This window comes from uncultured Ramlibacter sp. (assembly GCF_936925435.1).
Taxonomy (GTDB): Bacteria; Pseudomonadota; Gammaproteobacteria; order Burkholderiales; family Burkholderiaceae_C; genus Ramlibacter.
This window is the reverse complement of the sequence record NZ_CAKZHQ010000020.1, coordinates 45,636-67,866: the sequence shown is the minus strand read 5'-3', so window position 1 is coordinate 67,866 and position 22,231 is coordinate 45,636. Positions and strand designations below refer to the sequence as shown.

Annotated in this window: 18 protein-coding genes; 16 read left to right on the top strand and 2 right to left on the bottom strand. The window is 60.1% G+C overall.

The genetic code is table 11. The features are described 5' to 3' along the window. The first annotated feature begins 47 nt into the window (after nucleotides 1-47). From Q0632_RS09890 to Q0632_RS09830, 13 genes are all read left to right on the top strand, one after another. Nucleotides 48-1,148: an ABC transporter ATP-binding protein gene (locus Q0632_RS09890; protein ID WP_298928236.1), complete on the top strand. Its 1,101-nt coding sequence runs from the start codon at nucleotides 48-50 to the stop codon at nucleotides 1,146-1,148. Beyond that, a complete protein-coding gene (locus tag Q0632_RS09885; RefSeq protein WP_298928233.1) occupies nucleotides 1,145-2,008 on the top strand; it encodes an ABC transporter permease in 864 nt (287 codons plus the stop codon). The genes Q0632_RS09890 and Q0632_RS09885 overlap by 4 nt, the downstream gene beginning before the upstream one ends. Before the next feature lie 2 nt (nucleotides 2,009-2,010). Continuing rightward, nucleotides 2,011-2,853, top strand: coding sequence for an ABC transporter permease (locus tag Q0632_RS09880; protein ID WP_298928229.1), 843 nt, complete (start codon nucleotides 2,011-2,013; stop codon nucleotides 2,851-2,853). 11 nt (nucleotides 2,854-2,864) lie between these two features. Beyond that, nucleotides 2,865-4,067 carry a mandelate racemase/muconate lactonizing enzyme family protein gene (locus Q0632_RS09875; RefSeq protein ID WP_298928226.1) on the top strand — a complete coding sequence of 401 codons (1,203 nt, stop codon included), beginning with the start codon at nucleotides 2,865-2,867 and terminating at the stop codon, nucleotides 4,065-4,067. A 10-nt stretch (nucleotides 4,068-4,077) separates the two neighbouring features. Further along, a complete protein-coding gene (locus tag Q0632_RS09870) occupies nucleotides 4,078-5,001 on the top strand; it encodes an aldose 1-epimerase (protein WP_298928223.1) in 924 nt (307 codons plus the stop codon). A gap of 6 nt (nucleotides 5,002-5,007) precedes the next feature. Continuing rightward, nucleotides 5,008-5,913 carry a dihydrodipicolinate synthase family protein gene (locus Q0632_RS09865; protein WP_298928219.1) on the top strand — a complete coding sequence of 302 codons (906 nt, stop codon included), beginning with the start codon at nucleotides 5,008-5,010 and terminating at the stop codon, nucleotides 5,911-5,913. Nucleotides 5,914-6,055: 142 nt separating this feature from the next. Continuing rightward, on the top strand, nucleotides 6,056-6,700 hold the full coding sequence (locus Q0632_RS09860) for an isochorismatase family cysteine hydrolase (RefSeq protein ID WP_298928215.1): 645 nt from the start codon (nucleotides 6,056-6,058) through the stop codon (nucleotides 6,698-6,700). Continuing rightward, entirely contained in the window at nucleotides 6,697-7,533 is an 837-nt protein-coding gene (locus Q0632_RS09855) for an enoyl-CoA hydratase/isomerase family protein (RefSeq protein ID WP_298928212.1), read from the top strand. Before Q0632_RS09860 ends, Q0632_RS09855 begins: the two co-directional genes overlap by 4 nt. Nucleotides 7,534-8,032: 499 nt before the next feature. Beyond that, nucleotides 8,033-8,245 (top strand): hypothetical protein, encoded by a 213-nt coding sequence (locus Q0632_RS09850; RefSeq protein WP_298928209.1) that lies wholly within the window; start codon nucleotides 8,033-8,035, stop codon nucleotides 8,243-8,245. Between the two features lie 16 nt (nucleotides 8,246-8,261). Further along, on the top strand, nucleotides 8,262-9,359 hold the full coding sequence (locus Q0632_RS09845) for a DUF262 domain-containing protein (protein ID WP_298928202.1): 1,098 nt from the start codon (nucleotides 8,262-8,264) through the stop codon (nucleotides 9,357-9,359). 19 nt (nucleotides 9,360-9,378) lie between these two features. Then, a complete protein-coding gene (locus Q0632_RS09840) occupies nucleotides 9,379-9,813 on the top strand; it encodes a HEPN domain-containing protein (RefSeq protein ID WP_298928198.1) in 435 nt (144 codons plus the stop codon). Between the two features lie 126 nt (nucleotides 9,814-9,939). Further along, nucleotides 9,940-16,350 carry an NACHT domain-containing protein gene (locus Q0632_RS09835; RefSeq protein ID WP_298928196.1) on the top strand — a complete coding sequence of 2,137 codons (6,411 nt, stop codon included), beginning with the start codon at nucleotides 9,940-9,942 and terminating at the stop codon, nucleotides 16,348-16,350. A gap of 51 nt (nucleotides 16,351-16,401) precedes the next feature. After that, a complete protein-coding gene (locus Q0632_RS09830; protein WP_298928193.1) occupies nucleotides 16,402-18,165 on the top strand; it encodes a hypothetical protein in 1,764 nt (587 codons plus the stop codon). Between the two features lie 144 nt (nucleotides 18,166-18,309). On the opposite strand, the gene Q0632_RS09825 is transcribed toward Q0632_RS09830, so the two are convergent. Together Q0632_RS09825 and Q0632_RS09820 are read right to left on the bottom strand one after the other, a co-directional pair. Continuing rightward, nucleotides 18,310-18,540 carry a hypothetical protein gene (locus Q0632_RS09825; RefSeq protein WP_298928190.1) on the bottom strand — a complete coding sequence of 77 codons (231 nt, stop codon included), beginning with the start codon at nucleotides 18,538-18,540 and terminating at the stop codon, nucleotides 18,310-18,312. Between the two features lie 203 nt (nucleotides 18,541-18,743). Beyond that, a complete protein-coding gene (locus tag Q0632_RS09820; protein WP_367181186.1) occupies nucleotides 18,744-19,736 on the bottom strand; it encodes a LysR substrate-binding domain-containing protein in 993 nt (330 codons plus the stop codon). A gap of 139 nt (nucleotides 19,737-19,875) precedes the next feature. Between Q0632_RS09820 and Q0632_RS09815 the strand changes: the two genes are divergently transcribed. The 3 genes from Q0632_RS09815 to Q0632_RS09805 are packed head-to-tail and all read left to right on the top strand — an operon-like array spanning nucleotide 19,876 to nucleotide 22,104. Continuing rightward, the gene (locus Q0632_RS09815) at nucleotides 19,876-20,862 is read left to right on the top strand and encodes a tripartite tricarboxylate transporter substrate-binding protein (RefSeq protein ID WP_298928184.1); all 987 of its coding nucleotides are present in this window, start codon (nucleotides 19,876-19,878) and stop codon (nucleotides 20,860-20,862) included. Nucleotide 20,863: 1 nt separating this feature from the next. Then, entirely contained in the window at nucleotides 20,864-21,427 is a 564-nt protein-coding gene (locus Q0632_RS09810) for a DUF4863 family protein (RefSeq protein ID WP_298928181.1), read from the top strand. Next, a complete protein-coding gene (locus tag Q0632_RS09805; protein WP_298928179.1) occupies nucleotides 21,424-22,104 on the top strand; it encodes a nitroreductase in 681 nt (226 codons plus the stop codon). The genes Q0632_RS09810 and Q0632_RS09805 overlap by 4 nt, the downstream gene beginning before the upstream one ends. Nucleotides 22,105-22,231: the final 127 nt, after the last annotated feature.

The following is a 22,231-nucleotide window of genomic DNA, read 5'->3' as shown; positions in this document are numbered from 1 at the left end:
CCACGCGGGCGCCTGCCGGCTGATTCCCCTCCAGAGATTGCGTCTCCATGACTTCAAACTTTTCCGAGTTGCGCCTCGATGGCGTCACCCGCCGCTTTGCCGCGGGCAAGGGCGCGCAGAGCTTCACTGCGCTCAATGCATTGAGCATGACAGTCAAGCGCGGCGAGTTCATCGCGCTGCTCGGGCCTTCGGGCTGCGGCAAGTCGACGGCGCTCAATTGCCTGGCCGGCCTGCTGCCCCTGACGGATGGCAGCATCTGGCTCGACGACACGCGCATCGACGTGCTGCCGCCTGAAAAGCGCGGCTTTGGCATGGTGTTCCAGAACTACGCGCTGTTTCCGCACATGAGCGTGGCGCGCAATGTCGCGTTCGGGCTGGCGATGCGCGGCGTGCCCGCCGCCGAGTCGGCGCAGCGCGTCAAGCGCGCGCTGGACCTGGTCCAGCTCAATTCGCAGGCCCACAAGCTGCCCGGCCAGCTGTCCGGCGGGCAGCAGCAGCGGGTGGCGATCGCCCGGGCCATCGTCATCGAGCCACCCCTGGTGCTGATGGACGAGCCCTTGTCGAATCTCGACGCCAAACTGCGGCTGGAGATGCGCGCCGAGATCCGGCGCATTCACCGCGAGCTGGGGCGCTCGACGATTTACGTCACGCATGACCAGGATGAGGCGCTGTCGCTGGCTGATCGCGTGGTCGTCATGAAGGACGGCGTGGCCCAGCAGATTGCGCAGCCGCAGCGCATCTACGCGGAGCCGGCCAACCTGGACGTGGCCCGCTTCATGGGCTATCGCAACCTGGTGGAGCTGAACTTGCGCTCGACGCCCGGCGCGTCGGTGCAGCTCGGTGGCAGCGGCCTGACGCTGACCGCGCGGGCGATGCAGCCGCTGACAGGCGGCAAGGCGATGCTCGCCATCCGGCCCGAGGAATTCGATGTCGTTTCCGGTCCGGTGGACAACAGCTTCGCCGCCCAGGTGCTCAACGTCGAATACTGCGGCCACGACAACATCGTCGATGTCGAGGTGGCCGGTGGCCTCAAGCTGATCGTGCGCACGACGGCGCGCCTGCGTGTCGGCGAAGCGGTCACGCTGGCCATCGCGCCGCACAAGGCGCTGGCCTATCCAGTCGATGCAGCCGCGGGCGTGGCGCCATGAGCAGCGCCAGAGTGTCCTCGTTCGACCGGTCTCTGCTGCTGCTGGTGCCGGCGACGTTGTTCATGGTGTTGCTGTTCGTCTATCCCTTCCTCTACGGCCTGCAGTTGTCGTTCCGTCCGATGGAAGGCGACTGGCTGGCGAACTACAGGCAGTTCTTCACCACCGACAACCTTCGCGACACGGTGTGGACCACGCTCAAGCTGGCCATCCCCGCCACCGTGATCAATGTCGGCGTGGCGCTGCCGATCGCCTACCAGATGCGCCGCAGCAGCCGCTTCCAGAAAATTGTCACCACCTTGCTCGTGATTCCCCTGACGCTGGGAACAGTCCTGATCGCCGAGGGCATGCTGAGCTACTTCGGCCCCAAGGGCTGGCTGTCGCAGTCGCTCCAGTGGCTGCATGTCTACGAAGGCCCGATCCGGCTGACGCACAACTACTGGGGCGTGCTGATTTCCCTGGTCATCTCGGGCTTTCCGTTCGCGTTCCTGCTCACGCTGTCGTATATCACCGGCATCGACCCGAACCTGCCGCGCGCCGCCTCGACCCTGGGCGCATCGCCGTGGAACCAGTTTCGGCATATCTACCTGCCGCTGCTGGTGCCGGGACTGGCGATGGCCTTCGCGCTGTCGTTCGTGCAGGCCTTCTCGGTGTTCCCATCGGCTGTCCTGCTCGGATCGCCGGCCGGCGCCACCCGCGTGATCTCGATCGCGGCGTATGAGGCGGCCTTCGAGCGCTACGACTACTCCATGGCCTCGGCCGTCGCGATGCTGATGGGTGTGGTGCAACTGATCGTCGTTGCAGCCGTCCTGGGGGCGCGCGGCATGTTTTATCGGGGACCCGTCTCCGGCGGGAAAGGTTGAGCATGGATACGCATCGCCTGCTGATGAAGCTCTGGAAGTCGCTGATGGCCCTCGTGATGGCCTTCTTCATCATCAATGTCGCCCTCATGGTGGCGGCGGTCGGCACAAGTTCCGTGGCCAAACGCTGGCTGGGCACCTGGCTGCCCGATGGCTACACGCTCAATTGGTACCAGTCCGCCTGGAAGGAGTTCCAGCTCGATAGCGTGCTGTGGGTGACGATAGAGGTGGTCGCCGCCGTCGTGTTCCTGTCCATCCTGATCGGCGTGCCGGCGGCCTACGCCCTGGCGCGGCGCAACTTCCGCGGCAAGAAGCTGCTGATGGGGCTGTTCCTGCTGCCGCTGATGATCCCGCCCATCACCTACGGCATTCCACTGGCCACCGTGATGTACCAGGCCCACATCGCCGGCACCATCTTCGGCGTGATCCTGGCGAACATGATTCCGGCCGTGCCGTTCATGATCCTGGTGATGACGCCGTTCATCGAACAGATCGACGCGAACCTCGAATCCGCCGCCCGCGTGTTCGGCGCCAACACCTTCAAGCTGTTCTGGCATGTGCTGTTGCCGCTGCTGGCGCCGGGCATCCTGGCGGCATCCCTGCTTGTGCTGGTGCGCACCATTGGCATGTTCGAGCTGACCTTTCTGACTGCGGGACCCGATTCGCAGACCCTGGTGGTGGCCCTGTATTACGCGGTCTTCGCAGCGGGCGTTCGCGCGCCGCAATCGGTGGATGCGATGGCCATGGTCTACATGGCGGTCACGCTGGTCTGGCTGCTGATCGCGCTGCAGTTCGTCAACCCGACGCAGCTGGTCAGCCGCGTCAAGGAACATCCAAAGACGGCCTGAGGCCGACCCCCATGAAGATCACGCAAGTCGACACGGTCCACGCGGCCGCCTATCCCAACATCGCGTGGGTGCAGGTCCACACCGACACCGGCCTGGTGGGCCTGGGCGAAACCTTCCGGGGCGCCCAGGCCGTGCAGGCGCAGATCCATGAACTGGCCGCGCCCTACCTGCTGGGAAAGGATCCGCTGGCCATCGAGGCCCACAGCCAGCACCTGCTGTATGGCTACATCGGCTTTGCCAGCAGCGGCGCCGAAACGCGAGCCGCTTCGGCGGTCGACATCGCGCTGTGGGACCTGTTCGGCCAGGCCACGCAGCAGCCGCTCTACCAGTTGCTCGGCGGCGCCGTGCGCGAGCGCGTCCCGGTCTACAACACCTGCGCCGGCTACACCTACAACAAGGCCCCGCAGCGCCGGTCGGTGACGCAGGCCAGCGCTGACGTCGCGCCCGAAGGGCCTTACGAGGACCAGGTGGCCTTCGTCAAGCGTCCGGCGGCACTGGCAGAAAGCCTGCTGTCCGAGGGCTACAAGGCGATGAAGATCTGGCCCTTCGATCCCTTCGCCCAGGCCAGCGGCGGGCAGGCGATCTCGGCCCGCGACCTGGACATCGCGCTCGAGCCGTTCCGCGAAATCCGGCGTGCCGTCGGCCACGAGATGGACATCATGGTGGAGCTCCATTCGATGTGGAACCTGCCCATGGCCGTGCGGATCGCGCAGGCGCTGGAGGAGTTCAAGCCCTACTGGATCGAGGACCCGGTCCAGATGTCCAATCTGGACACGATCGCCGAATTCCGGTCTCGCACCCGGATTCCGGTCTGCGCCAGCGAGACCCTGGCCACTATTCAGCCATTCATCCAGCTGCTCAAGAACAATGCGGTGGACTACGTGATGCTGGACCTGGGCTGGGTCGGCGGTCTTTCGGAAGCCAAGAAGATCGCCGCCCTGGCCAAGGCCTTTCACAAGCCGGTCGCGCCGCACGACTGCACCGGCCCGGTCGTGCTGACGGCCTCACTCCATCTGGCGATGAGCACGACCAACGTGGTGCTGCAGGAAGTGGTGCGCGCCTACCTGGCGGGCTGGTACCGCGAACTCGTGACGCAGTTGCCCGACGTGCACGGCGGCTATGCAACGGTTCCCTCCGGCGCAGGCCTGGGCCTGGCGCTGTCGCCGACGCTGCTGCAGCGGCCAGACGTCACCATCCGCAGTTCGAAGCTGTGAGCGGACGGCGATGCATCTGAGCGTGACACCCGAGACCACGCTGCGCTGCGCAGCGCTGGCCGTGACGTTGGCGCCGGCTGCTGGTGGGCGCATCACCAGCCTCAGTTCGGTCGGCACAGCGGGCGAACCCATCGACTGGCTGGTGCCGCTTGCTGACACCGTGCGCGCCACCGGTTTCGAATCCACGCAGTGGCCCAAGGCCGGCTGCTATCCCCTGGTGCCGTTCTCCAACCGCATCCGCGACGGCCGCCTGGCCGGGCCGCAGGGCCGGGTGCAGATGCCACTCCACCCGGGCGAGCGGCACGCGCTGCACGGCGTCAGCCAGCAGCGGCCATGGTCTCTCGAGCAACACGCAGCGGACCGCGCCACCATGACCTATGTCCATGTGGCGGGGGACCACGGCTGGCCCTGGGCGTTCCGGGCCGAGCAGCTGGTGGAGCTTGACGCCGCAGGTCTCTCGCTGAGTTTGCGGGTGAGCAACGAGGACAGTGAGCCCATGCCCAGCGGCTGCGGTTTCCATCCCTATGTACCGGCCCGCTTCGCGCACAGCCTGCAGTTCGAGGCGTGCGGCGTCTGGCCGGCGGACAGCGAGTTCCTCGCGAGCACGCCGGTGCCCACCGGTGCGGCGGACGACTACGCATCGGCGAAAGCCTTGCCCGAGGTCGAATGCACGCGCTATTACGGCGCGTGGAACGGCCAGGCGCGGATGGTGGCGGCCGACGGCCCGGCGATCGAGCTGCAGGCCACCGCACTGCAGCACCTGGTCTTGCATCGGCCGGGTCCGGCAGCGTACTTCTGCGTCGAGCCGGTCTCGCATGTGGCGGACGCCGCCAACCTGGCCGCGGCGCGTGCCGACACCGGCTGGCGGGTGCTCGCGCCCGGCGAGGCCATGGAGTGCAGCTTGCGCCTGTCTGTCTTTTCCCATTCGAAGTGAGCCAATATGACTGAATCCACAACATCCCTGCGCACCGCGCTGGACGGAATCTCCGGCATCCTGGTGACACCCTTCGACGACAGCGACCAGCTCGCGCCGGACCGCCTGGCGCCGGTCGTCGACCGCGCCATCGAGGCCGGCGTCCATGTGCTGGTGGCCAACGGCAACACCAGCGAGTTCTTCGGACTGACCATGGCGGAGGCCGAGCGCATGGTGCATGCCGCGGCTGAACATGTCCGTGGCCGCGTGCCCTTGCTGGGTGGAGTGGGGCGCAGCGTGCACGACGCCTGCGCCCTGGCGCGCGCCTCACGCAAGGCAGGGGCTGCTGCCCTGATGGTGCACCAGCTGACCGATCCCTTTGTCGCGCCCAGCGGGGTGGTCACCTATGTGCGCCGGATCGCCGATGCGGCGGACGGCCTGCCTGTCGTGCTCTATCTGCGTGACGACGCCATCGGCTTGCCGGTGATCGAAGCCCTGTGCCGCATTCCCCAGGTGGTCGGCGTGAAATGGGCGTCGCCCACGCCCTTGCGCCTGGTCCAGGCCATGGCGCAGGTGGCCGATCGCGGCCTGGCCTGGGTCTGCGGCCTGGCCGAGCCCTGGGCCCCGCCCATGTATGCGGTGGGCGCGCGAGGTTTTACTTCGGGCTTGATCAACGTGCGGCCCGACCTGTCCGTGCGCATTCACGCGGCGCTTGCGAAAGGGGATTACTCGCCGGCGATGGAATTGATCGCCGGCATCGCGAGCTTCGAGGAATTGCGCACCCACGAGCGCAACGGCTCGAACGTGAGCGTGGTGAAAGCGGCGCTGCGGTTCGCCGGGCAGGACTGCGGAGCGGCCCGGCCGCCCAGCACCTGGCCGCTGCCGGAAGCGGACCTGGCCCAGCTCCAGCGGCTGGTCAGCGGCTGGAAGTAACGCCAGCTTCCCCGAAGGGCATAGAGAAATATCCGCCCGCTGCACTGTCCCGCCATCGCCCACTGTCGCGATGCGCCACCCAAGCCGCGCCTGCACACTGAAGCATTGAATCTTCCGGACGGAACCGTCCAAAGGAGCTTCCATGCCACTGCCTTCCTACCCTGCGGCCCAGACCGGCTTGTTGCTGGTCGATCCCTACAACGACTTTCTCAGCGAGGGAGGCAAGCTGTCTGGTCACGCCCAAGCCGTTGCGGATGCGGTGGGCACCCTCGAGAACATGCGTCAGGTGGTGGCCGCCGTTCGCGCTGCCGGAATCCAGGTCTTCTACGTGCCGCACCACCGCTCGCGGCCTGGCGATTTCTCCGCATGGCGGCACATGTCGCCATACCTGCAGGGCAGCCACAGGGCGCAGGTGTTTGCCGTGGGCACGTGGGGCGGCGAGTGGCATCCGGATTTCCAGCCCCAGCCTGGTGACGTGATGGTCCAGGAACACTGGGCCTCCAGCGGCTTTGCCAACACCGACCTGGACCTGCAGTTGCGCCGCCATGGCGTCGACCAGGTGATCGTGGTGGGCATGCTGGCCAACACCTGCATCGAAACCACGGCCAAGTACGCGGCGGAACTGGGCTACCACGTCACGCTCGTGCGCGATGCCACGGCGGCGTTCTCACATGAAGCAATGCACGCCGCGCATGCCATCAATGGTCCCACTTACGCGCATGCGATCCTGACCACGCAAGAGGTGATGGCCGCATTGACGAACGGCGCAACGGAGAAACTTGCATGAATGGCCGCTTGAAGCTGGACGCGAGCAACCCGTTGATCTGGCGAGTGACCATCGACAACCCGCCGGTCAACCTGTATGACCCGGAGATGTTCGCCGAACTGCGCCTGCTGATGGACAGGATCGAAGCGGACAAGCAACTCAAGGTTGTTGTCTTCGACAGCGCCAATCCAGACTACTTCGTCGCGCACTACGACATGGTGCGAGGCAATGTCATCCCCGATGCGCCTGGCGCCGCCGAGTTCAGCGAGTGGCCCAATTTCGTGACGCGCCTGGCGCATTCACGCGTGGTGAGCATCGCGTCGATACGGGGGCGCGCGCGTGGACACGGAAGCGAGTTGGCTCTGGCGTGCGACATGCGGTTTGCCAGCCGGGAAAAGGCCGTGTTTGCCCAAATCGAGTTGGGGGTCGCGGTGGTTCCAGGCGGCGGCGCGATGGACTGGTTGCCGGCGCTGGTGGGGCGCTCACGCGCGCTGGAGATCGTGCTCGGGGCAGACGACTTCGACGCCGACACCGCCGAGCGCTATGGCTGGATCAACCGGGCGCTCCCGGATGCGCAGCTGGATGGCTTTGTCAATGAACTCGCGCGACGCATTGCTGGTTTTGAGAGGCGTCCGCTGGAGCTGGCCAAGAAGTTCATCAATGAACGCGCAGGGATTCCATCCGAGGCGCAGCGCTGGGCCTCCAACCAGGCGTTCATAGGCACCACGCACTGGCCGGAGCCTCGACAACGCGTGGCGCAGCTGATGACCCAGGGGCTCCAGCAAGACAGCGATACCGAGCGCCGGCTTGGCTTTCATGTCGGGCAGCACGGGCCCGGAGGAGAAGAAACCTAGCTTCCCAATGTCATTTGAGATGCATTAAAATTGAATTTCTCAAATGAAATCAACAACTTACGTTGCAAGTCGCCTGTCCGTCGCCCCAATGATGGATCGGCCTGAAAAGCTAGGATTTGCGCGGGTTCCAGGTTAATCGTGTGCATTGGGTGTGCAATTTGTCCGCGCCCGGGCAATCTCGTCGTCCCTCATTGACCGAAATTTTGTGGACCTGACTCAAAGTGCGGCGCTGGCTCCGCGATTTGTTGCCTCGATTCGTAGCCAAGTGGCTAGCTTCTCGGCTTAGGGGGCGAGCGTGCTGGCGCTGCGTGGGCTCCGTCTTCCGCACGCAGGTACTTCTTACGCTGTTGCGAGCTAGGCCTGTACGCCTTGCGGTCTCTCGAATGGGACATCTGATCTCGGAGTCCCCAACGCCTGATGACATTCAATGCCGTCACGTCTATTCCTCCTAATTTCTCCCCGCTTTAGCAAGCTAGGGCTTATGTGAGGTCAGGTCTGGATGGCAATTACTGTTCTATCTGGAGCAGATTTCGACGGCATTCAACATCTGCAGCTGTTTGCAGCAGATAAGCGGGAAATTGGACTCGGACTGGAGCAGTTCAAGCTGCATCCCGACGTGGCCACACACGAGGTCCGGGAAGTGAAGTCCCAGTACTTCAGCGCGGCGCTCGCAAGCTATCGACCGCTTCCGACCGGTGTGAGAAGATCGTGATAAGGAGAAAGTCGACATGACAGACGATCTGAATAGCGAACTCGTTGACGATGTGGATCCAGAAGAGGAGTCTGCTGACTACTCGTTCGATCTAACCTTTTACGGTGCTGACTATCCGGTTGACGGACTGGTGAAGCGCCTAGCCAACAACGATATCGTCATACCGACTTTCGATCCAGACAACGAACTTGTGACCGATGTCGAGGCGTTCCAGAGAAAGTTTGTGTGGAAGAAAATTCAGTGCGATCGCTTTGTTGAATCGCTACTTCTTGGTCTTCCGGTCCCTGGAATTTTTCTGGTGCAGCAAGAGAACAAAAGACTTTTGGTGCTCGATGGACAGCAGCGTCTTGTCACGTTGGCAGCCTTCTACTCCGGGGTAATAAACAAGAAGGAATTCGCACTGGAACATGTGCAAAAGAAATTTAAGGGTGCGACGTATAAGTCTTTGGAGGAGGCAGACCGCCGGACGCTCGATGACTCCATTATTCATGCGACCGTGATTAAGAGGACCGCCGAAGGCCAAGATCTTGGAAGCGTCTATTCGCTCTTCGAAAGACTCAACTCGGGTGGAACCCAGTTGTCCGCACACGAAATTCGCGTGGCGCTCGTTCCTGGCCCCCTAATGCATCTTGTTCGAGAAATGAATGCGGCACCAAAATGGAGGGAAATCTTCGGGCCAGTCTCGAAGACGTTAAAGGATCACGAGTTAGTTCTTCGGTTCTTGGCCCTGAGATTCTCTGCAGATAAATACAAGAGTCCGATGAAGGACTACTTGACGTCGTTTGCACAGAAGAATCGCGAGCCGGGGGGGATAGGCGCCGACAAGATGAAAGCGGCGTTCAGCTCGACTGTCGACCTCGTCTTCGCAGCCATAGGGAAGGATGCATTTCGCATCGGAAGGGCATTGAACGCGGCTGTATTTGACTCGGTAATGATCGGAGTTTCGGAGCGAATTGACGCTGGACCTGCCTTGACGAGTGTCGCATTGAAAGCGGCCTATGAGAAATTGCTAACTGACAAAGAGTATCTTGCGGCGGTTGGCAAGGCGACTGCTCGGGAGGATCAAGTGGCCGCTAGGCTAACTAAGGCTAGGAACGCCTTTGCCGCCGCCTAAGAAGTCATATGAGGCGGATTTGGATGCGACGTTTGCACGCATCCAACTGCTGGATGTTGGCCAGCTGGAACTACGGGCAGATTTCGCACGCTACCTATGCGTACTCGTCTCCGGATACCTTGATCAAACTATTCGCGAGATTACTGGTGAGTTCGTCCGTCAACGGGCCCAGCCACTGATTGCGGATCTTGTCGTAAAACTAACCGATCGAACAACCAATTTGACCGCCGCGAAGCTTCGCACTTACCTTCTTCAGATTGATCGAACATGGGAAGGTGCAATTGATGCCTTACTCGTTGATCGGGCGAAGGACGCGCTCGATAGCGTCATCGCACTCCGGCACAGAATTGCCCACGGTCAATCCGCAGATGTGACTATCGCGAGGATGCTTGGCTATTACGTCGAAATCAAGAAACTGCTGTTGGCGATTCGTGCTGTTATGGGTCTTCCATAGAAGGTTCCACTACCTGCATAGGGCATTAGCTTCGAGGCAGCGCCTCCGAGGTAGCGATTCAGAGAATGCTTCAATACACGCGGGAGCCTTCATGAGCCGCACATTCCAGCTGATAGGAGAGCTACTTTGGTTGACAAAGCACGAGCGGCAAAGGACGGTAATGAGTTTCACGAGACGTGGGCAGCACGGCGTTCTTTAGAGCTCTTGATGCCTCGTGACGAGCTCAATGCCATTGCCGTCGAGGGGTTCTCGGTTGAAGATGGTCGGCACGTCTCCAATGCTGCTACGGAAATTGCTGATCTAGTCCTCTACTATGGAATTGACAGCGCTTTTGAGACGGCGAAGCGCGTTGAGATCTCGCAATTCAAATACTCCGTTGTCAATGCGAACAAACCGTTCGTGGCAGCAGATGCAAAAAAGATTCTCGAGAAATTTGTAGCGGCTGACGCAGACTACCGGAGGCGATTTGGAGACCAACAGGTCGAAAATCGGCTGCGCTTTAGCATCGTTACGAATCGGCCGATTGATGCAGACTTTGCTCTGGCCGTATCCAAGCTCGCCAGCGGGAAGGTCAGCCACGAGCGTCGAGTCATCGACCAGGCGCATCAAGTATTTGCAGCATGCAACAGAAGTCCTCGCGACCTGGAGAGCTTTCTCTCGCGCTTAGAGATGCGGGGCGCCTCGGGTTCGCTGACAGCCTTAAAGGCAGACGTCGCCACGCGAATTGTCGACTGGTCTGCGTCGTCTGACTACGTCGCACAAGGTCGACTGGGTGCGTTGAAGGCGCTTGTTAGAACCAAAGCTGGCACGGAGGGGGCGAATCGGAATGTCATCAGGCTAGAGGATGTCCTCAGCGCGCTCCATGTGGCAGATGCTCGCGATCTCCTCCCGACGCCAGCGAGTTTTGTCGGCATAGGCCCTGTTGTTTCGAGATCGCTCGCTCAGAAGAAGGTCCTCGAAAATCTGTTCAAGCAGAGGCCTGTCCTTTTGCATGCCGCAGGAGGCGTTGGCAAGACAGTATTCATGCAGGCACTGGCCTCAAATCTGGCAACCCAGGGCGAAGTGATTCTGTTTGACTGTTTTGGAGGCGGCAACTACAGGTCCGTCGAGGATTCGAGGCATCAGCCTCAGAAGGGCTTACTTCACGTAGTGAATGCGTTGGCCTCGAAAGGACTGTGCGATCTCATCATTCCTGGTCCACTATCTACGCCAGATTTGCTTGCCACGGCCAGACGACGTTTCAACCAGGCGGTTCAGACCTTGCGGCGCCAGGATAGTTCGGCAAAGCTGTTCCTGCTGATTGATGCCGCAGACAATTCTGCTCAGCAGGCACAGGATGTTCATGAAAAGGCATTCCCAACATTGCTAATGGAGACATTTTCCCAGATGGGGATGCCTGAGGGAGTGGAAATGGTCGCGAGCTGCCGAACCGAGCGCGTCCCGATGACCAAGGGGTCATCAAGTCCCATCCAAGTACAACTGCCGTCATTTGAACGCGAAGAGACATCTGCGTTCCTGGCGCCTCGCGTAGCCGAACTCTCCCAGACAGAAGTGGATATCGCCCAGGTGCGATCTGAAGGCAATCCCCGTGTACTTGCACATTTAGTGCAGGAGTGGGAGGGTTTGGTTCGCAAATCTCCCGTAGCCAAATCCGCTCCAATCCACGTCGAGCAACTTATTGAGCAAAGACTCGTCCGCGCCCTGAGGTACGTCGCAGACCAAGGGTTGGAAGAGGAGGTGCGGGCATTCTTATGCGGTCTGACAGTGCTCCCGCCACCTGTCCCCGTTGCCGAATATGCTCCCGCTATCGGGCTTGCCCCAGAGGCCGTAGAAAGTTTTGCGGCAGATCTTGCTCCGCTGCTCGATCGAACTTCACTCGGCATAGTATTCCGGGACGAGCCAACGGAGACGTTCATTCGCGAAAAGTACGGTACTGACGCCGTCCTCTTGCAGCGGTTGGCGGAACGGCTTGAGAAGGCACAGGGCGCATCGATATATGCTGCGCGAGCACTACCTCGCCTACTGGGCATGACAGAAGCTACCGAACTCGCACTTAAGTTGGCCTTTAGTGCTGACATGCCTGCGACGCTCACAAGCGATTTGGGTAAACGTGCCATCCGAACACATCGCCTAACCACTGCCCTTTCGATGGCGTGCCGCCAGGAGCGAAGACCCGAAGCAATTCGGCTACTAGTGGAGCTAGCGTCAGTTGCTGCAAACGGTGACCGACTCGATGCGCTCATAGCTTCATATCCCGATATGGTCGCTGCAGTGGGCGACTCGGAAGCCTTGCGCAGGCTCTTCGAAATTCGCACTGACTGGTCTGGTGCTCGCCATTCACGTCTTGCCCTCGTCCACCTCTTGATGGGCAACGCTGACGAGGCCTCGCTGCATGCGGAAAGCAGTCGGCAGTGGGTCCGGTGGTACTTGAATCAGGAGAAGCCAGATTCGAAGGTCACAGCTCCAGCGCCGCTCGAGATTGCTACCTTGTGTGCGCAACGCGCGAGTAAAGGAGACTACGGGAAAGCACTCGCTTCCCTACGGGTTTGGCGACCTTGGTTCGGATTTCTCGTCGCAAAGGAATTTGCTCGAATCGCAATTAGTCACCTTAAGCTGGTGCCGCAAGCCTTTCTAACGGAAGTTCTTGCAGCGCCGCCAATGGGGCCCGCACTGTACGCGGCATGCATTCAGTGTGTGCCTGATGCCTTGAGCTCACAGCGTGCGGCACTCATCGCGAAGCTAGCACATGCTTGCAAGGCTCGTCCTGATGCCCGCCCGTCAGGTGGAGACGAACGCTTTCCCCTCGAAGACGCGCTACTTCTTGCAGCAGCGAATGCCGTGAGCATTGGCGCGCACCGTCACGCGAGGCAGATACTCACGCAGGTAAGAATTCCGCGACCGAGCTACCACAGCTTTCAGCAAAGCTGGCCAGCCGAACGGGTGTCGAGATGGCTGGTTTTTTCGGTGCTGGAGAGTCTCACACGGAAAAAATTGCCCACGCTGACGGACATCGTACCGCGAGAAATTCGAGAGTGTCTCCCCCGAACGCTGCTTCGCGAGTATGCCAAGGAGGAAATAGCAGCTCGAATAGAGTCTCAAGCGCGCCGCAGATCAAAGAAAGCCGCTACACGCGAGAAGCAGATTGAGATGGATAGCTATTCAATCGTCCGCATCTTGACTGACAGTGTGGCCACTTTAATGCCTTTGTGCGTTCGGTTTGCAAACGCGGTGCGCGAGGGAAGAATAGGTAACGCATCCGGCATCATTGACGCCTTGGCCGAAGCGGCAACCCCGCATTTCAGCCACTCTGAATCAACGAGAGGCTTGGTGCGCGCGACGGCTCGCGAGATGACTCTCATTGCCCTACAGCTTGAGCCAAGTGACTATCCTGTGCTTGCCGATCGGTTTGTGAGCACTGTCACGGAGGAATCCGTCATTGCGTCTGCCGCAGGCCTCGAGTGCCTAGAAGTGCTTTGTCGGTTCCATCGGGCCGCAGATGTGGGGCCGAACCTGCTGCCATGGATCAATAGGCTGATTGAACGCGAGGACGACGCAAGCCATAAAGGGCATTTACTCGCCAGGGTATCGAGGATCCTATGGCCCATCAGTGCCGAAGATAGCGAGCACTACTTTCGTCAGTCTATGCGGCAACTTAACGCGCTGGGTTCTGCGGACTACGAGACAGTGCATGACTTGCTGCCATTGGTAAAGGAACTAAAAGAAAGAAAACTACAGCCGAGCCACTTTCAGCGGCTCGCGAACCTCTGCGAGATGAATTTTCATGGCGAGCCTTCGAAGTTTCCGTGGGTTGAGTTTGCCAGTGCAGCCGTAGCGGCGCAGGGCGTGCAATCGCTCGTACAGATCGGCCGCTGGTGTTCTCGCGACGCTGCTAGCTATGACTATACGGCGCCGCCTCTTGTTGTAGAGCTGGTGCGCAAGAAGCAACTCAATGTTGAACTTGGAATGGTGCTTCTGAAGCTGGACGAGTTGTCTGAAACGCATTGGTTCACTTGTGGATACGTCGCTGGGGTTTTCTCCGATGCGAACCCTCGGGATGCAGAAACCACAGCACGGGAGTTGATTGGAATTCTTGAGAAAGATAGTCCGTCGAGTACATCGACGTACTCCCTTGAAAGTATCTTGGAAACCCTAAAGCCTCGATTGGCGCCGGGTTCCGCCTCACTCGCTTACCTCGCTCAACGAATCGCTGCGCTTAAGGCTTTGCCGCATCCTGCTGCCACACCCAGGACTATTGCAATGGCGGAGGCAGAAACAAGAATGGGCCGGCGACGGCTTGTAGGAAGCCAAACTGATCGCCGTGTAAGCAGAATCGCCATAGGCTGTTCCCCAATAAATGTCGCGGAGGTCGCGGCAGCTCTGAAGGCCGTAGCGGAAGTAGAGCAGGGCTGGAGTGTCACACGTCAATTCCTCCGGCAGTTAGCCCTTCGGGTGGCATTTGGCGATCGCAATCGATTTTTGGAAGTTCTTACTCTGGTGGACGGGCTAGAGCTGGATCTCCGTCTTGAAGTCCTAGAAGAGACTTGCCAAGCGTGGGAGAGCACATCTCCCTCAATAGGAAGTCGAAGAACGCTGTACTTTGAGCGGCTATTGATTCAGAACGCTGGAGATTTAGTGGCGCAGAAGTGGAGGTTTCGTGGATCGTTCGAGCGAATAGCTCGGCTCGGCGGGATGACTTGCGAACGAGCCGCTATGGCTGTTGCCGGGAACCTCACGCTACTCCCTGTTGCCGTAAACGCAGGGCACTGGCTCAAGCTCGCTACTTATCTTGCGCAGGCCGATGACGGTCAGGCGACGCATGATGCGCTCGTACGTCTACTCAGTGGTCCAGCGCTTTCAATGGCCGCCTCCTACGGAGACGGGGAGCATCAAGAAGAGCACGCGCCTGCCATTGATGAGTGCGCAGTGGTCGCAGGGCTGGTGTGGATGCGGCTCGGGTCCGGTGACGCGTTTGAACGCTGGCGCGGAGCACATGCAGTTCGCATGCTAGTCGAGCGGGCTAGATTTGATGTTGTGGATGCACTGGTGGTTCTATATCGAGCCGGAGTTGGTGGCGCGTGTTCAGCGCGGTCCGTCAGGTTTCACATTTGGGATGCCAAGCTGTGGCTGCTTATTGGTCTGTCGCGTGCGGCGAAGGATGTCCCTGATCTGGTGCGTAGGTATAGCGGGCTTCTCATGGAGGAGGCTTTTGCGCCCCGTACTCCTCATGTCCTACTGGCTGAATTTTCTGTAGCTGCGCTACGTTGCGCACCAAAAAAGCTGGCGCACGAACTCAAACTAGAGAGCCTGCTGCGGAAGCATGACCCTGCAGGCGGCCCACGAACGAGGTATGACCGCGTTTCAAGTGACCCCTATACGCCTGGTGGCGTTCCTACTCCAGATCATGGATTTGTGCTGGACTATGACTTCCGCAAACACGAGGCACCATTCCTCGGCAGATTGTTCGGCTTGCCGGCATGGGAAGTTGCAGGGATGCTTGAGAAGCAGGCCGCTGAAATGGATCCGGGATGTCCTGGAATGTACGATGGGCATGCGCGACATTCGCGTGGATCGCGATCAGGCGTAGAGGGACGTTTCCGCGGTTATGGAGGCCATCTCGGCTGGCACGGCCTTTTCCTTCTGACAAGCCAACTGCTCAAAGTCCGGAGTGTCGCAAAGGCTTCAGATGATGCGGCTGATCCATGGCTAGAGTTCATGCAGCGTTATGGTTTGACGAGGTCGGATGGCTACTGGCTGCACGACGGCACGGATTCTCACCCGCTCGCGGCTCACTGCCTCTTGCGAACTAACAGGGATGAAGGAGAGGAGTTGCTGTCCAACCCGTCAACCTTGATGGAGCTCGCCGGTATACAAGGCGGTCGACCACTTGGAGCGATTGTCGTCGGAGGCTCATGGGAGAGTCGCGACGATGTGAAGATCGAGGTCAGCAGCGCTTTCGCATTCAGCGATAGAGCTATGTCGGCGTGCAGAGCGCTTTCGAAGCGGCATGCACACGATGTCTGGTTACCGCAAGATGATGGAGACGAGGGTTCTGACTTCGGAAGAATAGGCCGAGAAGCAACGTTCGAGCCCTGGATTGAGTATCCGAGAACACGCGTTGGGTGGGACGAATTTGACCCGTTGGCCACACCTTCGGCCAACAGTCGACCAATTCCCGGTCTAGATTTTCGGTCGGCAATCGAGATTTCGGCCTCGGACTGCTTTGGGCGCAGCTGGCGCGATAAAAGCGGACTTGAAGTAATGCGCGCATTCGCATGGGGAGCGCGCCGCGGATATGGCGACCAAGAAACCAAAGTCGTCGCAAACGCACTGCTATGCGAGACGAAGACTCTGTTGCGCCATCTCGCGGATACCAATCGAAGTTTGGTCATTCTTGTCAAGATTGACCGGTATCGCAATGAGCACTCCAAAAGCCCAATCAGGTATCGAAGCATGGGAGCAATTGGGGTGTTGCTCGCTGATGGGACTATGCCGCTTTTAGTGCCTGCTGCGGTAGTGAAGCGACGGTCCGATTGGTAGGGCGATCGCAGACAAGAATGATCAAATTCTCAAACCATAGCCCGCCCTCCAATGAGCCTCCTCCTTCACGAAATCCCGAACAATCCAAAGTTCGGTCAGGATGTCAAGAAATACATCTTTGAGCTTGAATCGAGGATTTGCACCCTCGGATTCTTCAAGGCAACTGCTGCAAAGTCGCAACTCGAACCAAAAGAAAGCTCACAATTCTTCGTCGACTGTATAGACGCAATTGAGAAGGCGTTTGCCCCTGACATCAATTCCTACTCCGCAATGCGGTGGATCTACTATTTGCGGCGCACCCCGCATGCCGTTTTCTCAGGGAAATTGGTCTCGACGGGGCCCAGTACGCGGGCCCTTGCGGAGATATACGCGCAGCGAAGTTTGAAGATCGAGCAAGCAAATCCTGGGAAGCAAGGCTTTGTTTTTCCCGTTGAAGAAGGTACGTTGAGACACATAGCGCGCTTTGTCGCATTCGTTCTCATCGTCTACGATCTGCAGGTGGGCTATCGCTATGCCAATAAGGGCTGTTGCTTCAGGTTCCCTGATAGAAGTCTCCAGGGAGCCTGGAGTATCGGTCGGGCGCCGCCTTCGAGTTTTAGGCCGTCAGGCCGTGCATTGATATCAGCGTTGCCGACTCGGTGCCCCGATGCGTTGATCGAGTCAGCGGTGCGAATATATGATGAGCGGCACAACCAACAGAGTACCTTCTTGGGCTTCGCCCTTCAACGCGCCGGGCTAGCGGACAACGCGGATCGCTCTGGTGAGGTCCGATCAACCACGCCAGTGAATCAGTCCATCTGGGGGATGCGAGATGAAAGCTGGTTTGCGCCGCAAGAGCTCCTCAAGGGACATATCAATGCAGCGATGTATGGGAATGATGGCTGTGTTGTCATCCGCTTCGGACCCCACGACCTAAATCTTGATGCTCTTTTTGAGATTCATCGGCTGCCGTCGATGTCGCGTATATCAATAGACGAGCGCGCCTCGCTCTGCTTATTGGTCCTATTGTTGGGGGGGCATTTACTACAGTCCCGCCGCTACTCATTCCTACGCACCATGGAGGTTGGCTATTTCGTTGTTGATCCTGAGGAGTGGGAGAGCATTGGCAAAGAGCAGTACGACCCAATCCAACATCGAGTAAGGCAGTTCCTCCCGCAATTTGTTGCCCCGTCGACCTTTCTGGAGTTCTCCGCCAAATGCCTTGAACTTGAAGGGTCCGCGTGGCCATTGGTGCACGGCGATCCCGTTCGAGTAAGTCGTGACTACGTCAGCATAGATATGTGGGCGGCCTCAATGGCTTTCCTAGCTGCGTACCAGTTCCCAAAGGTGCAAGGACAAATTGCGAACGACCGTGCCACGAAGTTCGAGGATGTTGTTCAGGATTTGATTGACGGCACGGCCTGGGCAGACAAGCGGCTTGGTGCAGATCGACAGCGCACGCTCTACATGGACGGGAAGGCTGTCACAGATATTGACGCGATTGGTAGTCTCGACGGGGTGCTTCTTCTTATCTCATGCAAAAGCATTCCGTACTCACTTGAATACGATCGTGGTTCGCACAATGCCATTCGGAATGCGCGATCAACTTTGGACGAAGCAGTTGACTACTGGGCAGGCATCGTTGACTCGTTCGAGGCGAGGCGCCACGGGGACAACTATGACTTCAGGGGCTATCTAAGAATTATCGGCTTAGTCTGCACGCCATTTGCCGTTTACACCACCCATGTGAAGGCGCTGTCTCAAACGACACCTTCATTGCGCTGGGCGAACTCCTTGGATGAATTGGCCCGATTTCTCCGGCAAGGCGTCGTGTGAAGTCCCGGCTCTCTTTGAGTTCTCTAACGTAACCCAACTCTCGTACCTCGATAGTGGGGCAGGGCGTGTGCGCCGATGGATGCGGTTGCTGCGCGCGCCGATGAGCGTGCCAGGCGCCGGCCTAAGCGTATCCTCAGCGCCGCGTCACGACGTTGTATCAATTCTGCGCAAGCGTCGGTGAACTGCGGTCAGTTTGATCGAGGCACTCAGGAAGTCTTCTGATGTCTGGTCAAAAAACAGCTCGGCCTCGAAGTAGCAACGCTGGTAAATCTCCAGCGTTGCAACTCCATCGTTAAGCTCGGCATTCAAGAAGTGTTCGTCGAACTCTGAAGCTGCCGACGAATACCGCCCGCCCGCTGCTTGGCTGGCGCTCATCTTTTGCTGACTGTCCTGAAGGCGGCTTCCTGCCAGAAGCAGCCATACGGGAGTACAAAAAGGGGGCGTGGCCCGCACAACCCAACTCTTAGTTGGATCGGCCGCTTCCCAACCGATTCTGCCGTTCCTACTCCGTCACCTCAGAACTAGAGCCTGCAGAATGGGCCGCCTGTGAATAGTTCATCGGCAGCACACCGCGGGGCCTAGAGCGGGCTGTTCATCGGCTTTTTTTGCTGCACGTCGGCGGCCGGACTGTGTGAAACGGAAGCAACCATTCCCCGCAGCCAAGCGTGTCCGGCATCGTGGTCGTTGCGCCGGTGCCAGACGGCAGTGGTAGTCGATGCACCGGCTTGATAGGGGGGGTGACGACGGAGCAAGTCACCAGCTCGCGTGAGGGCCCTGGCCAGAGAGGTCGGAACGATCGACAGCATGTCGCTTTCGCGCAGCAGAGCCGGTATGGCCAGCGAATGCGGGACGGTGACACGAAGCCGCGGCGTTTGCCCGATGTTGTGCAGAGCCTCCTGCAGCGCGTGGCGGTCGAACATCTCGGATTGGCGGGCCAGCCCGCGCTCGAGGATGAAACCGTCGACTGCGCCTTCCTCCTCACCACCAACCGAGATGGTCACCAAGGGGTACTTTGCACAATCCTGCAGTGTCAGTTTGCGGCGGGAGGCAGGATGGCCCTTACGCATCAAGATCACCTCGCCCTGGGTCATCAGCGTGCGGGCATTGAACCGCGGGGGCACTTGAGCAAAAATCCCGATCGCCAGATCAATACGACCGATGTCGATCTGCTCAGCGAGGTCCAGGCGGGTGGACGGCCTGATCACCAGATCCACACCCGGCGCCGCCTCTCTTAGCCGCTGCGACAGCGCAGCGACGATGACCTCAGTCACATGGTCGTTAGCAGCAATCACGAAGCGACGATCCGACTTCTCGGCGGAGAACGGCTCGATCCCGAGCGTGGCCTCAATGCGGCGCAGCGAGTCGCGCAGAGTCGGCGCCATCTCGGTGGCGCGGCCAGTGGGCAGCATGCCCTTGCGTGTCCGCAGGAACAATTCATCCCCAACAAGCTCTCGTAGGCGGGCCAGCGCATGGCTGACTGCAGATTGGCTCAGATTGAGGCGCCGCCCTGCGAGCACGAGGTTTCTGTCCTCATACACCGCGTCGAAAACCTTCAGCAGGTTCAGATCCATGCGGCCGATGCTCATGAAGGCCTCGAAGTCAAATGAATGCGCTGCATCTTACTCTTGCACAGATGCCAGTTCCATTCATTTCACAAGTTACCGATCATCGCTTCTCAACCTGTTCAACCCACGATCTCGAGGTGCCAAGATGGCCGTTCTCTCACGTCGCGCTTTTACGCGTATCGCAATGGCCGTCCCGGCCTCGACATGGCTGCGACATGGCCTGGCACAAACAAACGTAACGATCGGGAAGCTCCTTGTCGGCTATCCAGCGGGCGGTACGCTGGACACGACCGCACGGCAGCTGACCGAGGCCTGGCGGAAGTCGGGCCGCCAGTACATCGTCGATAACCGGGTTGGGGCCGCCGGCCGCATCGCGAACAGCCAGCTCAAGAGGGAACGGCCGGACGGCAACACGCTGCTTTGCACGCATTCGTCGGCGCTGACAATATTTCCGCACGTATACACACGTCTCATGTACGACGTGCTCACCGATTTCGCTCCAGTTTCGTCACTCGCGGTTGCGACCTGCGCCTTGGCCGTGAGCAGTGCGGTCCCGGCGACGGTCAAGACCTTGGCCGACTACCTGGTCTGGGTGCGCAGCTTCCCCTCGGGTTCGGCCTATGCCTCGCCTGCGGCAGGGTCCATGGCGCACTTCCTGGGCTTCCAGCTTGCAGAAACGGCCGGCGTGAAGCTGCAGCATGTCGGCTACCGTGGCTCTGCCCCGGCCTTGCAGGACCTCATGGGGGGCCAGATCCCCGCTTACTTCGGCTTCGTCGCTGACTTTCTTCCCTACATGCAACAGGGAAAAATCCGGATCCTGGGCGTTGCGGGCGAAAAGCGGTCCCCATTCGTCTCGGGAGTCCCCACGTTCGCCGAGCAAGGGTTCCCGACAATCCGCGGGGGGGAAACATACGGCGTCTTTGCCCCGCCGGGAACGCCGGAGCCGACCATCAAAGTGTTGCAGGAGTCCATCGTCGTTGCCGGCAAGGATGCAGGGCTGCGCGCCTCATTCGACCAGGTGGGGCTCGAGGTCTTCACCCAAACGTCCCAGGAATTTGGCCGTCAGCTCCAACGCGAGCGCGATGCATGGGGCCCGGTGGTCCGGGCGTCCGGTTTCCGATCGGAGGACTGATATGGCGGCAGAGCGTGTGACACAGGACCGCGATGAACTCATTGCGCGGAGCATCGCCTTCCTGGATGAGGTGAAAGACATGACGGCGGGGACCGAGACCGAACGCTGGCTGAACCAGAAGTACGGCCTCGGCAGTGAGCTCTACGAAACTCTTGCACGTCTGATCAAGAAAGGCGTTCAGGACGGCTGGGCCGCCAATATCGCACTTGACGGACCCGCATACCGTCGCAGCCGCATCGAGGAGCCCTCAGCGCACACCCATCAGTTCAGCATCACCGCGGTCTATATGGACAGCACAGGCAACGCGCAAGGGAATCCGGAGAGCGCATACCGGGGCCAGTACCATGCCCACCCTTACGGCGAGTTCAATCTGGTTGTACCTCTGAATCTGGGGGCCGCCTTGCGTGGCCCCAACGGCTGGTGTGAAGCAGGATGGACTGCCCCTGCGCCAGGGAGCCATCACTATCCCGAGGCCAAAGGGGGAGCGGTGATCGCGCTGTTCTTCCTCCCGGCGGGGCGCATTTCCTACCTTCCTGTCCCGCAAGGGGAACTCCTCTGCTCATGAGGCCGGCTGAAGTCCACGAGGCGCTGCTCTCGCGCAGGTCCATCCGGGCTTACAGACCGGAACCGTTGCCTTTGCCTCTGGTGCTCGAAATCCTGCAGGCCGCTTCCAGCGCGCCCAGCAACTCGAACACCCAGCCGTGGCGGGTGCACCTGCTGACGGGAGCTCCGATACAGTCCCTGGGATCGGCGCTGGAGGAGGCTTTCATCCGAGGGAAGCACCCCGCTTCAGCACATTTCCCGGACACGCTGCCCGATGAGTTCGCAGCGCGCCAGTCGGACTTCGCCGGGCGGTATTACGGTGCCCTCGGAATCGCCCGAGAAGATTCCGCGGCGCGCGCAAGGCAAACCCTGAAGAATTTCACCTTCTTCGGTGCGCCCGTGGGCCTGATCTTCACCATCGACAGGCGCCTACACCACCATAGCTGGCTTGACCTGGGCTTGTTCATCCAAAGCGTCATGCTTGCAGCCAAGGCGCGGGGCATCGACACCTGCCCACAGGTGTCGTTTTCGCGTTTCCACGAGGTCATCGCCGCTGAACTGCGACTTTCGGCGGACGAAGAAACCGCGTGCGGGATGTCCATGGGCTATGGCGACTTGTGTGCGGCCGTGAACCGGATGGAGATGCCGCGCCGGCGGGTCGATGAGTTCACTCGCATCGTCGGGTACGAGCCGTCATAGGTCGCGCCACATGCGCGCGTGCCCCCAGGACTGCGGCGCAGGCACCATTGCAGCCATCCATGCGGCGCTTGCGGTCGCTCAAGCTTCTTGCTTTGCGAGAGAGGGTGTGGCGAAGGGCGCGGGCCTG